The organism is Sphingobacterium sp. FBM7-1, from assembly GCF_020687765.1.
GTDB lineage: Bacteria > Bacteroidota > Bacteroidia > Sphingobacteriales > Sphingobacteriaceae > Sphingobacterium.
Map to the genome: position 1 here is coordinate 132,647 of NZ_JAJEWJ010000005.1, position 16,394 is coordinate 149,040.

Below are 16,394 nucleotides of genomic sequence, written 5' to 3' on the forward strand. Positions count from 1 at the left end.
ACTAAAATCAGATGAAAATAACAAACGTAGAAGCTTTTATTTTGGAGTCTCCTTACGAGAACACCGCTCCCGAAGGCAGCGAAGAAGCGAGAGGTGTCAAACACTGCTTACTGTTAAAAGTAAGCACCGACGAGGGTATAATAGGTTGGTCGGATATTGAAACTTCTTCGCATGTCGGTGTAGCTGCGGTGAACGCTCCGAACGAGCCCTTTTTTGAAGGATTACGTGCAATTGTGCTTAACGAAGATCCATTTGATGTCGAACGTTTGTGGGATAAGGTCTACAGGCACTCTATCTATTATGGGCGGAGGGGTGTTGCAATGCAGCTGTTGTCTGGATTTGACATAGCCTGTCACGATATTATTGGTAAAGCAATTAATAAACCGATTTACAAAATATTAGGCGGTGCCCGACGTAACCGGGTAAGGGCATACGCGTCTACACTTTTCAGACCGACGCCCGAAGCCATCAAGGACGCTTGCGCTTTTTATCTGGAGCGAGGATTCACGGCTATCAAATTTGGATGGGGGGTGTTTGGTCAAGATCCCAAATTGGATATTAAGTTGGTGGAAGCCGCTAGAGAGGCGGTAGGACCCGATATTGATTTAATGGTAGACCCCGGATGGATGGTAGATCGCAGTGCATACGATGCTATTGCACTCTGTCGGGCTTTAGAGCCATATAACATATACTGGTTGGAAGATTTTATGCATCCCGAAAACTATGAAGGTTATGGCAAAACAAAGGCCGCAGGGGTTAAAACCCGTTTAGCGGCCGGTGAACAAGAGGCCACGGGGTGGGGATTTAGACAATTGATACAACAGGGTGGTATTGATGTAGTACAGCCGGATATTACGCGTTGCGGAGGATTTACTCAGATCCGTAAAATTATGTGGGAAGCGGAGTATGCGGGCGTGGATGTATGTCCACATGCCTGGCTCACGGATTTAAATACAGCTGCTGCTTTACATGTGAATGCGGTATTGCCACGCTCGCTCTTTCTGGAATACAATGTTAGTGATAATCCGATGTTGCGGGAAGTGATCGGCAACCCTGTACAGCTTGAGGGAGACGGTTATATTACTGTGTCGGATGGTCCCGGATTAGGTATTGAGGTGAATGAAGACGCGGTGCGAAAATTTTGTGTAAACCTATAATGTGTCTCATGGAAAAGATTCTTGATTTTCAACTATCACCGTCTGAGGCCGCCTTATGGTGGTTGGGTCAAGCAGGCTATATTATTCGTTCAGCCGATATGACAATCGTTATCGACCCCTATCTTTCGGATTCTGCGGCTCAAGGTGCCCCTGAATTCTCGCGTCTCTATCCGGTTCCTATCGAACCTGCAGCGTTGCGTGCCGATCTATATGTGGTGACCCATGACCATCTGGACCATCTTGATCCAGAAACAATCATTCCCTATAGATACAAAGACACCACATGGTTTGTTGCACCTAGGCAAGCAGCGAAGAAATTAATTGAACTTGGTGTGCCGGAAAAACAAGTTGTTGTATTGCACGCCAATGAAAATAGAGAATTTGGTTCGATCGAAATAAGCGGTGTTTTCGCCATTCCTACAAGCATAGATGTATTGGATACAACCGGTTATAAAATACAGTTTTCGAATGGAAGGAGTGTATATCATACGAGTGATACGGAATACCATCCGCTTGTATTGGCTGCTGCACCAAAAAAACCGGAAGTGATGCTTGTACCGATTAACGGGAAATGGGGTAACCCAAACCCTGAACAGGCTGTATTGTTTGCGAAGACTGTTGAACCTCGATTTGTGCAACCCAATCACTATGATTTGATGGCGTTGAATGCTGAAAATCCCGAAATTTTTCAATGGTATTGCGGGCAGTATGATTTGGCCGATCGATGTATAACTCCGGTCCGTATGCGACCTTTTATATGGAATGATCAAGATTATAGAAAGCTTAGCTAAAAACTAATTAGACAACTAAAAACAAAAAATATGAATACAGAATCAATTCATTTAATGGATGACGCCGAAAAGTTTCAGTGGATACGGAAAAATCTTTATGTCCCTATTGTTTGCGATGTGTTGGACATACTAGGTTATCGCAATTGTGCTATGCACCAACGTTTAAGACCCTTAGATGCTGAAAACTGTACTATTGTAGGTCGGGCACGTACGTTTCGTTGGATGGAAACAGACTACGTTGAAGCAGATGCTTACGACTTGGAAATTGAAGCCGTGGATTCCCTTACGCATGGCGATGTGGTGGTTCATTCCACCGATTATGCCTGTACCAACGCGCCATGGGGCGAATTAATGAGTACTATTGCCAAACGCAACGGATCCGTGGGATCTATTTGTGATAGCATGATCAGAGACTGTCGCAAAATCATCGATATGGGTTATCCGCTATTTTATGTGGGTATTCGCCCTGTTGATAGCCTCGGACGAGGACGCGTGATGGCTTATGATGTCCCTGTAAGATGCGGAGATGTCATTGTACATCCCGGCGATCTTATCTTTGGAGATTTTGATGGTGTTGTGGTAGTGCCCCGCGAGGTTGAGGATAAAATGTTGGAATTAGCTTATCAAAAAGTTTGCAAGGAAAACCAATCTCGAGCAGATTTATTGAATGGAGACTCCTTACGAACGGTTTACGACCGGTACGGCGTGTTATAATCGACACAAATTTTTTAAATTAAAAAAACCTGAAATCATGAATATACTTTGTGTAGCTGCACACCCCGACGATACGGAATTACTTTGTGCCGGAACACTTGCCCGATACGCGAAAGAAGGGCATAACGTCACTATCGCTATTTTTACAGATGGCAGCATAGGAGATGCCGTCGTGAAACCTGATGTTCTTAGCGCTACTCGGGAAAAAGAAGCCCGTGCGGCGGCTGGAATACTTGGTGCGGATTTTATATGGGCAGGCGTAACCGATGAATTGGTTTTCCCCGACAAAGAGCAACGACATCTTATGATTGACGTATTAAGACAAGCAGATCCCGATGTTATTTTTACGCACTCCCCGAATGACTATCATCCTGACCATCGCTATGTAAGTCAGCTCGTTTTCGATTCTTATTTCCAGAAAGGCCTTCCGCACATGCCCGGGCAATCTTTACCAGCTTGCCGATTCGCAGGAGCACAGCTGTATTACATGGACAACATAGGTGGGATAGGTTTTCTCCCAACCGAGTATGTGGATATAACCGACGTATTTGACACGAAGAAAGCCATGCTCGCGTGTCATAAAAGTCAATTTGTCGCTATGGAAGATTTAGCCAGTATTGATATGAACTGGATGATTCAGATGCAGGCGGGATTTAGGGGCTTAGCAGCAGGATGTCGGTATGCAGAAGGTTTTACGCGACTAGATGCATCACAACGTGGATTGACCCGACGGGTTCTGCCTTAACAGCCAACTTATAAATTAGTATTAAATGGATAATTTTAGTCTTTCCTTTCTCGATCTTGTGATCATCGGTGGCATCACCTTGGTTGTTATTGTTATCGGACTGATGGCGGCAAAACGGGCAGATCGAACTGTAACAGGGTACTTTTTGGCTTCGGGCAAAATGCCCTGGTATCTTGTGGGGGCTGCATTTGTAGCAACCACCGTTTCCAGCGAACAGATTGTCGGCACCATGGGGGCTACATATAAAGATGGGATGGGTATTGCGAACTGGACTTGGTGGGCTTTGCCTACGTATTTGCTAACGATGATTTTTTTCATTCCGATGTATTTACGTAATAAGATCATGACAGTGCCGGAATTTTTGCAACGCCGCTTCGGTCCGGTGTGTGCCAGTATTTATAGCGTGGTTATGCTGATTGGTTATGTGTTTGTTTTTCTTCCTCCTGTACTTTACGGTGGAAGCATTACCGTTAGTGAATTGACCGGATGGAACCAGTATTATGTGATGGCCGGTATTGTAGTAGCTACAGGGAGTTATACGTTGCTTGGAGGGTTAAACTCCGTGATGTGGACAGACGCTATACAATGTATACTTTTCATGGTAGGTGGTGTTCTCTTTTTCTGGCTGGCGCTTGATCACATTCCAGGAGGTTGGAACGCTATGGTGGAGGCGGCTCCTGAGCGCTTTCATTTATATCATCCGCCCTCAGATCCCGAAGCTCCTTTTCTAGGACTTGTAGTGGCGTCCTTTGGCGTATTTCTGTTTTATCAGTCGTCCAACCAGGTAATGATACAACGTATCTTGTCTGCGAAAAGCACCTGGGATGGTATGATGGGAATCGTATTTGCTGGTTTTATCGGTATCGTATTGCCGATTGTAACCTGTTTGATGGGATTAGTGATGTATCATTGGTTAGATGTAATGCATCAAGGCCCAAGCTTATTGCCCAATAATTACGATAAAGCATTTCCACTTGCATTACAGACATTTGCACCTTCGGGTGTTAAAGGTATTGTGCTGGCTGGTTTTTTCGCTGCTGTAATGTCTTCGGTAAGTGCACTTTCCAATTCGATTTCTACCATCTTTTCATTGGATGTTTATCGTAATTTTTTTCGAAAAAATGCAGGAGATAAGGAAATGATTATTTCTGGCCAAGTCTCCGGTGGGCTCGCATTGATCGTTGCTTCAGTAGTTGCTCCGTTTGTTGGAACAGTTGGGCTTTTCAAATATTTCCAGATGGGCGTTACCTATATTGCAACACCTTTTATTTCAGTTATCATATTGGGAATCCTTTGGAAAAGGACAAGTTATACAGGGGCTGTTGTTGGACTTTTGGGTGGCGTCGTTATTCAGCTCGTTATTGCATCTGTTTTGAACTTGTTGGAAATCAAGCTTCATTGGTTATACGCTGGCGGTATTTCGCAAGTATTAACGATGTTATTAGTTGTTTTTGTCTCATTGTATACAACACCGCCGCCAGTTGATCAGGTGAGATCGTTTATTTGGAATCCATCTTGGCTCCTAACGCTTAATGATGGTGTGCAAAGACCTTGGTATAAGCAGATGAAGTTTTGGGCAGCGTTATATGCATTGACTTGGTGTTTTGTCTATTGGCTGTTCTGGTAATCAGCTTTTTCAATTGGGTGCATCACAGGATTTCCCTCATGTCATTCGTTGTGCACCCATACATCATTATATAAAGTAGAAATAGGGTATATATACATTTCTATAAGATATATATGGTCAACCTTGAATCTATAAATCTGAGGAACTGAGAAGACAACTTAAATTTTGTATCATGAGAAACTGTTTCCAATTTTTGGTGATTATACTGATTACCAGTTTGCAAATACAAGGATGTGGTAAAGGCGATTCACCTAAACCAGACGATGTTACACCACCATCTGCCGCCGTCAAAAAACTTGAGATCTTTTCCGGGAACAATCGTGTAAAACTAGCTATTGCACTGGGAAACGAAGGAATTAGCCATTGTGAAATTTATTGGGAGGAAAAACAGAAATCACGCAAAATAAACAGAAGTGAAGCCAAAAACGATACTATAACAACGGTAATAGAAGAACTTTCTGAAGGTGAACATCAGTTTGAAGTAGTAGCTTATTATGGTCAACATGCTTCAAAAGGTGTTTCAACGACGGCAAAAGCAAGAGTATATGGCAATCGATACATCACATCGCTAAAAAATAGAAATGCGACAAATTTTTATTTTGTTAAACACGAAGAACCCCATATCACATGGTTTGCACCCGCTCTGGAAGAAGTTGCTTTAGAGGTTTTTTACACAAGCGAAAGCGATGAGCGTAAAATGACAAAAATATTCAGAAATCAGTTAACTACGCCACTACCCGGATACAAATTTGGTACACCAATCGAACATCGGTCACTGTATCTGCCTTCCAATACAGCTATCGATACATTCTATTCAGCGATACAGAGTATTCCTCCTCCTTTTTATTATTTCAGTTCAGCTATTCAACGGATTGTAGATTACTCGGGGTTAGTGGCTTCTCTTACGGAACAACACGCGGAGAAAATCCATGAAGATATTGAATATTCTGCCATGAAGTTTCAGAGCCATGAGCAAAAGCCGTTAAGCGTCTATATTTTGAAAGCGGATCTGGGTAACGGCAAACTGACATTGCGTACGTTGATGCCGAATAATCAGACAAATTTTGCCTTACAACCGGTGAAAGAGATGGCAGAATATCGCGACGGGTCCGGTGAAAAAGTATTTGCCGCGGTCAATGCTGATTTTTTTCAATGGACAGGAATCCCCTGGGGTCTGGTATATATTGATGGTGTAATGGTTAAAAACGAATCTTTGGAAAACAACCTATCCTATTTTGCCATACGAAAAGATGGTCAACCACAGATTGGTATTTTTTCGCAACTGCCCGCAACAGAGCATACCAATCTAAGGGACGCGGTTGGTGGTGGCGTACATCGTTTGATGGTTGAAGGAACCCGAATGGTTTATGGAGATGTCACTCCGGAGCCACGTACTATGGTAGGATATACGAGTAATAACACCATCTATCTTATTGTTGTTGATGGCAGACGTGCAACGCATTCAGTAGGTATTACCATTGATGGACTTTCTGCTATCATGAACAGCCTTCAGGTTCATGGCGCTATCAACCTCGATGGCGGTGGGTCGAGTACGATGGTGGCTAAAAGAAATGGTGTCTTTGAGATTATGAATCGTTATTCCGATGCGAACCCTCGAGCGGTGGCAAACAGTTTAGCGATTGTTGAAAAGTGATACACTGCTAATTGATAATCATTAGCAATGTTTTTGATTGGACCCATAAAATAAAAAGACAAAATAGGGTATATCATGACAAATATAGGATATGAAGACCTGCGTTTAGCACCCTAAATTTGAATTAATGATTTTATTGCTACAAAGTTTTAAAGATCATTATACCAGCAAATAAACTGTTTTTTATGTGTAACACTACAAATATAAAGTCCGTTGCGGCATGTAATCAATCTCACCATACCGAGAAAGATAATATGATGGAAGTCGGCGTGGCCAGAATTGATATTACACCAAATACCCCGGTTCGTCTGTCTGGTTTCGGAGCGAGAGAAAAGTTGGAAACTGACCGGATACTGCACAATCTTTCGGCAAAAGCGCTCGCATTCGGCGCTGATGCCGAAAATCCGTCACTTTTTATTACAGTTGACCTCTTAGGGATACAATGGCGTATTACAGAACAGTTGGTTAGGAAGCTTGGCGCTTCGACCGGTGTTAAACCGGAGCAAATTGTCGTCTCCGCTTCGCATACACATGGCGGTCCCGAAATAGGTAATCTGATTAACCATCTGCAATGCCGTGGTGACTATCCAACAGACTATCATTTTAGTGATTCCCTTTTAGCGTTAGACCAATTAATACACCTTGCGGAATTTAACGAACAGGTATTGGAGAAACTCGAGAAAGTAGCTTTGGCAGCACTGGAAGATCGCAAACCTGCTTTGGTGGCTTGGGGACAAGGAACTGCGTCATTTGCAGAGAACCGAAGAACCGAAGGCGGTCCTGTAGATCGCTCGATGCCTTTACTCCGTGTAACGGATGCAGATGGTACACTTCGGGCAGTCCTAGTAAATTATGCCTGTCATGGCATTGCACTCGGACCGGAGGTGAATGAAATACACGGCGACTGGATGGGGGAAGCACAGCTTGCTATCGAAAAGCGATACCCCGGGGCTATTGCGTTGATTGCTATAGGGTGTGCCGGTGACGCACATCCGATACAACAAGGAAAGATAGCCTATTTAAGAGCTTACGCAAAAGAAATAGCGGATAACACCGATAAGTTGTTAAAAACGGACCTGCAGCCTCTTCATACCGCACCCATTGGTCGTATGAAATGGACGCGTCTTCCTTTTCAAAAAGTAGCCAGTGTAAGAGAATTGATCGATATGACAAGGGATTCCACTATTCAAGGATACTATGCCAGACTAGCGTTGTATCGTGTTCAGCGAGGTGAAATGTTGCCGACTGCGCTAGACTATCCTATCCAAACGTGGACATTCGATGATAAGATGATGATGATCAATATGGGGGGAGAGGTAGTCGTTGATTATGCTATCAAACTGAAGAATGCTTTCGGTGCTGATCGTGTTTGGATAAATGCCTATTCAAATGATGTCTCTTGCTATATCCCTTCAAAACGGATATTGAGGGAAGGTGGATATGAAGCAGATGCCAGTATGTATTGGTATAACATGCCTTCTCCTTTTTCAGAGGAAGTCGAAGATATCATTGTGAATACGGTCTATGAATTGGTACCTAGTGGATTCAAATAATGGAGAGGGAGACTAAACATCAAATATGTATAACCTAAAAATAAAAAATCATTTTATGAAAAAAAGTAGACATAAACCACAAAAAATAGGAGATATAAATTATAGAACTCCCTTTCGATTATGAATAGAATATTCACTACGAGCATTAAATTATGAAAACTAGAATAAGAAAAATACAGGATGCTGGATCCTATTTGCTAGTGCTGTCGCAAATACTGTCGTTATGTTTGGTATTATGTATACCATCCATAATCCACGCATCTACTGATGATTTTGACAAATTGTTCCGTTCGAATACGTATGAAGTGCATGTTGGCTCTCTTCAAGATAAGGTTATCCAGAAGTTGGTATCGGGTACTGTACGGGATTCATTGGGAAATGGTCTTGAAGGGGTTTCTATCACCGTTCAGGGCACTTCGCGTGGAACATCCAGTGATCGCGACGGTAGGTTCGAGATTGAAGCGGCTGTTGGCGAGGTGTTGATATTTAATAATGTGGGCTATAGACCAAGTATGATTGCTGTTGGTGCGCAACAAAATATAGAAGTTATATTGCAGGCAGCAGAATCCGACTTAGAGGAAGTCGTTGTGGTTGGTTTTGGAACACAGAAGAAGGCTAGTGTTACAGGAGCAATAGCATCCATCCAAACACGAGAGATTAAGCAAAGCCCTGCTGCCAACTTAGCTGTGTCACTGGCTGGACGTTTGCCGGGTCTTACCGCCATACAACGAAGTGGTGAGCCGGGAAGAGACCTTACAGAGCTCTTTATTCGTGGTCAAGGTACAGTAAACGCACAAAGCCCGATTGTTCTTGTCGATGGTATTGAAAGGCCACTGACTTCCATTGATCCGAATGAGGTCGAATCGGTTACTATTTTGAAAGATGCTTCATCAACAGCGATTTTCGGTGTACGGGGAGCCAACGGCGTGATTTTGGTCACAACTAGACGGGGTGTTTCCGAAATTCCGGAAATTGTATATTCCCTAGAGAATAGCGCACAGGATTTTCCACGGTTAATCAAGCCTGTTAATGCCTATCAATTTGCTACATTACGCAATCAGGCGCATGCCAATGATGGCTTGCCACCCGCTTATTCAGACTACGCTTTAGAGCGATATCTATTACAAGACGATCCTAAACGTTATCCCGATAACAATTGGAATGAGATAAACCTACGAAAATATGCCTTAATGCAACGGCATAATCTAAATGTTTCAGGGGCAGGAAAAATGTCGAGATATTTTGTAAATGCAGGTTATTTAAGACAAGGCGGCCAATTTAAGACAGAGCATGGCCAACCGATGGGATATGATCCGAGTTTTAAATTGGATAGGTATAATTTCCGTTCGAACATAGATCTAAATCTGAACAAAAGATTGACGGCTTTTCTCAATGTTGCCGGATATGTAGAAAACGTAAACTCTCCCTGGGGTGCCACCGGAGCCGATCCTTCCTTGTACATCATAGCCTATGGGAATGATATGCCGGCAAATGTACCCGGCCCACTTACAGAGGATGGGGAGATATTGGTAGGAAGCGCCGGACAATGGTCGCAGTTTGCCTTGATAAATCGCTCTGGCTATCTCAAGACCACACGTGGAAACATTATGGCAACGTATGGCATGGAGCAGTCGTTGGATTTTATAACAGAAGGATTGACCACCAGAGCAGTCGTATCTTTTGATATCAATCCGACGAATACTTTAAGTGCATCAAGAGGTTATGAGAGCTGGATGCAAGTGATAGACCCTAATCTTACCGGACAAGACGGTAGAGATAGCGTGTATTATGTTCCATCCAATGCTGGCGTGAATACACCTTTGTCTATAGGTGGTAGCCGTACTTTTACCTCACTATCTAATTTTCAGGCTTTCCTAAACTATAATAGGACATTTAATGACCACAGTTTGGCTGGAATGCTGCTTTTCCAACAGCAAAAAACAATTATTAATACAGACTTACCCTACAACCTTCGCGGACTTTCTTCTCGATTTACTTATACCTATAAAAATCGCTATACCGCAGAATTTAATGCAGGGTATAATGGATCAGAACAGTTTGCAAAGGGAAACCGATATGGTTTCTTTCCCGCCATATCTGCCGCTTGGATAGTTTCTGACGAAGAGTTTTTTGATGTTAGTTTCATGAATCTGCTTAAATTAAGGAGTTCGTATGGGCTTGTCGGAAATGACCGTATTGGAGGAGGTCGGTTCTTATATTTGGACAATGTTCAATTGGGAGGGGGAGGCTATAGTGGTAGTTTAGGATTGGGACAGGTTGTCAATACGATTCTCTTTAAAAATGACAAATTAAAATGGGAAGTAGCGAGAAAGACTAATCTTGGAATAGAGGTAGGGCTGTTCAACTCTGTTAATCTGGTGGTAGACCTATATAAGGAAAAAAGAGATAATATCTTGCGCTACCGTGGAACAATACCCATTTTGAATGGATTGCCTACAGAGGTGCTAGCCCCTGTAAATATAGGCGTTATTGAGAATAAAGGGTATGAGATAGAACTTAATTATAATAAGCGCTTCAATAATGACCTTTCTGTGCTTTCTAAGATTAATGTGAACTACGCGCGCAACAGACAAGTTTTTGCCGATGAGGCAATGCGGCCGGAGGATTATGCTTATCGTTACAGACAAACCGGATATCGCATAGGTCAACAGTTCGGATGGTTAGTGGATGGCTATTTTGAGAGCGAAGAAGATGTAGCACTTGCACCTATCCAAAGTGTGGGCGGTAGACCCTCTAAACCCGGAGATTTTCGATATAAGGATCTAAATGGAGATGGGGTAGTCGATGAAAGGGATATGGCGCCTATATTATATTCCCCTGTTCCGGAATATACCTTTGGGGCAGCCTTTAACGTGATGTACAAACGATTTGATCTCAGTGTATTACTGCAAGGTGTAACGAATGTGTCCAGCTATTATATGTTTAGAGGAACCAATTCTGTTGCAAATTATGTAGACCGCCACTTGGAAAGCTGGACAGAAGAACGGCATGCTGCAGGCTTGCCAATCCGTTACCCCCGATTAACTACGCAGGCTAACCCCAACGAAACGATGAATGATTTTTTTATCAACGATGCGAGTTATATACGTCTCAAGAACATGGAATTAGGTTATAATCTATCGGAAGGCATAGCTGATAAATTGAGGATTAAAGGAGCCAGATTTTACGTGAACGGATTGAATTTGATAACCTGGGATCGCTTGCCGACAAAGAACTTTGACCCGGAACTTGTAGGTGATCTATCTTATCCAAATGTCCGGATATATAACTTAGGTGTCAATGTTAGATTTTAACAGGTTGGTATACAGTAAAAAACTATTTTCATCATGAAAAAGATAATATTTATAACAGGATTAGTGTCATTACTGCTAAGTAGTTGTAAGAATGATCCCTTAGACATTACGCCAGACGGGCGAATGACACTTGATGATATATTTGGTCAGGAGATACGGACAGAAGCGTACTTAAATACTGTCTATAGCCGAATACCGGGATATTATATCAATTACCATTTTATGGCTTTACTGGGTGGTATTACGGATGAGGGGCATGATAGTGATGTAGGAAATGAGACCAATAGTATGGCCAATAGATGGATAAGTGGTGCATTAACACCGGCAGCTGGGGCAGATCCTACAGTAGGAGGAGGCTCGTATGATGGATTTTGGGCAGGTATTCGCCATGCGAACGTCTTTATAGCAAATATCGACGAGGCTTATGTTCCAACAGGGAATAACAAACAACGATTTAAAGCAGAAGCCCACTTGCTTCGTGCATTCTATTATTTGGAAATGTCGAAGAAATACGGACCATTACCGATTGTAGAAACGCCTTTTGAGAGCGACTTTGATTATACTTCTTTAACCCGCCCTACCTTTCAGCAGGTCACGGATTTTGTCGTCCAGGATTGTGATGAAGCATTGAGCAGTTCTGCGTTGCCGATGCGAATTACGTCTGTTGGAGAGCGCGGACGTTTTACAAAAGCGATTGCACACGCCATTAAATCACAGATGTTATTATTTAATGCGAGTCCTTTATGGAATCCTTCAAATGACAAAGCTAAATGGACGGCTGCAGCTAATGCAACCAAAGCTGCAATAACCGCCTTGACACAAAATGGTGAATATCGTTTGTTCCATAATTACGGTGAATATTTCCTCAATGTATCCGACATCTCCGAATCACCAAACGACCGGGAAACCATTTTTGAGAGACCAAGTGGATGTTTTACAGGTGCCATAAACAGTATCCCCAGCAAAGTGGGAATGATGAAAGCAGGGACTTGTCCTTCCCAGGAATTGGTCGATAGCTACGACATGCAGGCCACAGGAGAGCCCGCTATTCTAGGTTATCGTGACATCAACCATTTAGATCCGATTCCTAATCCGGGATCGGGCTATGATCCGGCAAATCCGTTTGTTGGACGTGACCCCCGGTTCTATGCAACAGTATGGTATAATGGAGCCCAATATAATATGGGCAGTGGCATTACGCATACTATTCAGACATATGCCGGAGGTCAAGATCAGATATTAAAAGCACCACCTAGCAGAAGAAATACACATACAGGTTACTATTTAAGGAAATATTTGAACCCTTCTATCCCCGATAATATTGGTCAGAACTCTTGTAACTGGAAGAAATTCAGATTAGCAGAGCTTTATCTGAATTTTGCAGAAGCAGAAAATGAAGCAAATGGCCCGAGTGCAGAAGTATATGATGCAGTTTATACCGTGAGAGCACGTGTAAACATGCCGCGCTTACCACAAGGACTTACCCAAGAGCAAATGCGTCAACGTATCCGCAACGAACGCAGAGTAGAATTTGCTTTTGAAGAACACCGTTTTTGGGATGTAAGAAGGTGGAGGATTTTGGATCAGACCGATAGGGTCGTTACCGGAATGGAACCTATCCAGAACCCGAATAATACGTTCAGTTTTGAACGGTTTGTCGTAAGAAGCACCAGTGTTTGGCAGACCAAATATCTGTTGTTTCCTATACCAACCCAGGACGCATCCATTATTCCAGATTTTGGACTTAATCAGAATCCGGGTTGGTAAAACTAAGGGAATTAACAATTAGAAAAATAGCCATGAAATTAGTCAACATTTTATCAGCTTTATGGTGTATTGTTACACTATCGTCGTGTGGCAATAACCCAATAGATATAGAGGATTTAAGTCGCTTTAGGTCAATATATTTAGTACAAGCCAACGAAGGGTATGGGGACCATGTACTGGATATAAACGATGAGATTCAGATCATTAAATTCAGTGTAGGTGTGGGGGGAGCGAAAAGGATAGATCGGGAGGTGCAGGTCCAGATGGAGGCTTACCCCGATTTGATAGCAGAATATAATGATGAAAACAGAACCAACTATCTTCCTATGCCGCAAGGTAGTTATGAGCTGGAAAGCGGATACGTCACCATAGCAAGTAATGCACGCTATTCAAACGCATTGAACGTTAGATTAAGAACCCGGGACTTTATTGAACCCGGCGTGTCTTATCTTTTACCTGTTGGTATAGCGCAAGTAGATTCGGATATTCCCGTTAATGAAAAGCTAAAAATAGCATATCTACGCATAACCGGATCGTATCCATTAGGCGAAGAACCTCCGGTCAAAGTCTGGGAACTAAGAGGCAGAACCTTCAAAGATCTTTTCATTGTTCAAGGAGCTTTATCGGGGTTAGAAGTAGATCTTTTACAATTTTGGGAATACAATAATTTAACTGGTGTCTTTAATAATGACCCTGTTACAGGACTTGGAAGTGGAGGATGGGGAGTTTTCGATGTTACTATCCCGACGCCAACTACATTGATTGCGAGAGATGTCAATGGCGTTTACAGCGGAGTACCGGGCTCTATATTTGAATATCCGGTTAACGTGGCCAATAGAACATTGGCCGGACTAGGCGTTACAGGTATTGGTTTCAATGCCTACAATATAATGAGCCACTCTGCCCATTATAATGCAATTTTTGCGAAAACGGCAACAGGGGATTTGTATATAATTCGGAAAGAAGGTACGCAATGGTCAAATAAACTCAAGATAGGTGAAGGTTTCCAGATATATACCAACATGGTGGCTTATCAGAATGGAGTTTTGGCTGTCACGCAAGATGGAGGATTATGGTTTGTCGCCATTTCTGAAAGTGGAGAACTTTCAGAACCCCAATTGGTCGGAAGTGGTTGGAATATATATAGCAGGTTAATGGTAGATGGTAATGATCTGTTGGCTTTGGAGACCTCTTCCGGCATATTATGGCGTTACAAGTTCGATTTGAGAGGAATTTGGAATGTCAGAAGATAGCGTAATAAATAAGAAAGTAAAATAAATTAAAATAAATTAAAATGGACAGAAGAACATTATTAAAAAGTGGATTAGCTGCTAGTGTGTTAGGACTCTCGGGAATATCTGCAAGAGCAGATGAAAAATTGGAAGCAGATTTGAAGAAGGGTAATAATGAATATATTGAAAAAAACCAGTTAAAATTTTGGTTAGAAACATCTTTAAAGCGGGTGTACCCCAATTCTCTTCCTGAAGGTAGAAAGAGCCTGATGTTCATCGCTGCGAAAAACGAGCAACTATCTTTTCAGGTTTGTTTCCGCAATTTGGCTACAGATTCCGCTCAAGTGAAGTGTGAAATAGCCGATGGAAATGCATTTAATCCCAAAGTAAGACGGGTCGGTTTTGTTCCCATGCAACATCTAAATACCTATGTTCCTAAAGACGAGATTGAAGGGATTGGCTTTATTCCGGGGTTATGCCCAGATCCGCTTTATCCGGAAGACAGCGTGCAGGTAGGTCCGGAGTCAAACGGCGTTTTCTGGATTACGTTGAAAGTGCCAAAGGATATGTCGATAGGCGTACACAAACTTACTGCAAAAGTAAGTCTGATTAATCGATATGGTTATGTTGGAGAGACTAACCCACCACCTTTTACAATAGAATTACCGGTTGAAATAGATGTTCGCTCCTTGGTTATTCAGCCACGAAAAGATTTTCCGGTAACGCATTGGATTTCGGCGGATTCCATTTGGGAATGGTATAAGATAAAACCTGTAGGAGAGCGTTTTTGGGAATTAGCTGAGCAATATATTGCCAATATCGTTGCGCATAATGTTAACGTAGTCTATACGCCAATATTTAATGCCAGACATGAAATATTACGTACGCCAGCTCAATTACTGAAAATCAAAAAGACAGGAAAAGATAAATATGTTTTTGATTTCAGTGATGTGCGCAAATGGGTACGGTTGGCGGTTAAACATGGCGCAGAGTACGTAGAATGGACGCATTTTTTTACACCGGCACCCACTAGTGGCAAGCATCCGCAACGTATTTTCGAACGTAACGATGATAAAATAGGTGAAATGTTATGGGCACCGGAAATCAGCGCCATGTCAGATACCTACCGGAAATTTTTAGAGCAATTTCTACCACAGTTTAAGCAATTCTTAATCGATGAAAATGTATTGGAAATGTCTTTGTTTCACTGTGCCGACGAACCGGACGGAGAAGCTCAGATAGCAGATTATAGAAAAGCCAGAGGACTTTTAAAAGAGTTAGCCCCTTGGATGAAAGTGATGGATGCTATGAGTGATCCCCATTTTGCAGTTGAGCGCTTATCGGATATGCCCGTTCCGAGCATCACTACGGCACCGGCTTTCGCAGCGGCAGGTTGCCCCGCCTGGGTATATTATTGTTGCGGACCTCGCGACCAATACTTACAAAGGCTGCTTGATACACCATTGTCGAAAATTAGAATGTCCGGGCTGTTGTTTTACAAACTTGATGCTAAAGGTTTTCTCCATTGGGGACATAATTACTGGTTTATATTCTGTACACCAGACATTGGAGACCCATTTACACAAGCTGATGTCAAAGCTTGGCCTGGACTGCCTTATGGTGACGCATTCGTTGTTTACCCCGGTCCAGAAGGCCCGCTAGATTCCATCCGATATGAGGTCTTTGCAGAAAGCTTGCAGGATTTTGCGTTATTGCAATCAGCGGGAATCAAACAGGATGACCCTATGTTTGATGAGATTAAAGATTATGCAAATTTCCCAAAATCAGCGGAGTGGTTTAACAAGGTTCGGAGAGCAATATTGGAACGGTATTAAATTTA

The 16,394-nt window shown here is 42.6% G+C and carries 11 protein-coding genes; all 11 read left to right on the forward strand.

Annotated elements, in window-relative coordinates; genetic code table 11:
* The first annotated feature begins 11 nt into the window (after positions 1 to 11).
* The 11 genes from LKO28_RS10480 to LKO28_RS10530 all read left to right on the forward strand — a co-directional run bounded on the left by LKO28_RS10480 (position 12) and on the right by LKO28_RS10530 (position 16,389).
* Positions 12 to 1,157: a mandelate racemase/muconate lactonizing enzyme family protein gene (locus tag LKO28_RS10480; RefSeq protein ID WP_227694780.1), complete on the forward strand. Its 1,146-nt coding sequence runs from the start codon at positions 12 to 14 to the stop codon at positions 1,155 to 1,157.
* Positions 1,158 to 1,165: 8 nt separating this feature from the next.
* Positions 1,166 to 1,948 (forward strand): MBL fold metallo-hydrolase, encoded by a 783-nt coding sequence (locus LKO28_RS10485; RefSeq protein WP_227694781.1) that lies wholly within the window; start codon positions 1,166 to 1,168, stop codon positions 1,946 to 1,948.
* A 30-nt stretch (positions 1,949 to 1,978) separates the two neighbouring features.
* A complete protein-coding gene (locus LKO28_RS10490) occupies positions 1,979 to 2,662 on the forward strand; it encodes an RraA family protein (protein ID WP_227694782.1) in 684 nt (227 codons plus the stop codon).
* Positions 2,663 to 2,699: 37 nt separating this feature from the next.
* Positions 2,700 to 3,407: a PIG-L deacetylase family protein gene (locus LKO28_RS10495; RefSeq protein ID WP_227694783.1), complete on the forward strand. Its 708-nt coding sequence runs from the start codon at positions 2,700 to 2,702 to the stop codon at positions 3,405 to 3,407.
* Positions 3,408 to 3,432: 25 nt separating this feature from the next.
* Positions 3,433 to 5,034, forward strand: coding sequence for an SLC5 family protein (locus LKO28_RS10500; RefSeq protein ID WP_227694784.1), 1,602 nt, complete (start codon positions 3,433 to 3,435; stop codon positions 5,032 to 5,034).
* Between the two features lie 172 nt (positions 5,035 to 5,206).
* The gene (locus LKO28_RS10505) at positions 5,207 to 6,688 is read left to right on the forward strand and encodes a DUF4998 domain-containing protein (RefSeq protein ID WP_227694785.1); all 1,482 of its coding nucleotides are present in this window, start codon (positions 5,207 to 5,209) and stop codon (positions 6,686 to 6,688) included.
* A gap of 185 nt (positions 6,689 to 6,873) precedes the next feature.
* Complete coding sequence (locus LKO28_RS10510; protein ID WP_227694786.1) at positions 6,874 to 8,241, forward strand: hypothetical protein; 1,368 nt, start codon at positions 6,874 to 6,876, stop codon at positions 8,239 to 8,241.
* A gap of 152 nt (positions 8,242 to 8,393) precedes the next feature.
* The gene (locus tag LKO28_RS10515) at positions 8,394 to 11,555 is read left to right on the forward strand and encodes a SusC/RagA family TonB-linked outer membrane protein (RefSeq protein WP_227694787.1); all 3,162 of its coding nucleotides are present in this window, start codon (positions 8,394 to 8,396) and stop codon (positions 11,553 to 11,555) included.
* Positions 11,556 to 11,588: 33 nt separating this feature from the next.
* Positions 11,589 to 13,322 (forward strand): RagB/SusD family nutrient uptake outer membrane protein, encoded by a 1,734-nt coding sequence (locus tag LKO28_RS10520; protein WP_227694788.1) that lies wholly within the window; start codon positions 11,589 to 11,591, stop codon positions 13,320 to 13,322.
* Positions 13,323 to 13,354: 32 nt separating this feature from the next.
* Positions 13,355 to 14,575, forward strand: a complete 1,221-nt coding sequence (locus tag LKO28_RS10525; protein WP_227694789.1) for a DUF1735 domain-containing protein — start codon at positions 13,355 to 13,357, stop codon at positions 14,573 to 14,575.
* Positions 14,576 to 14,616: 41 nt separating this feature from the next.
* Positions 14,617 to 16,389, forward strand: a complete 1,773-nt coding sequence (locus LKO28_RS10530) for a DUF4091 domain-containing protein (RefSeq protein WP_227694790.1) — start codon at positions 14,617 to 14,619, stop codon at positions 16,387 to 16,389.
* Positions 16,390 to 16,394 lie beyond the last annotated feature (5 nt).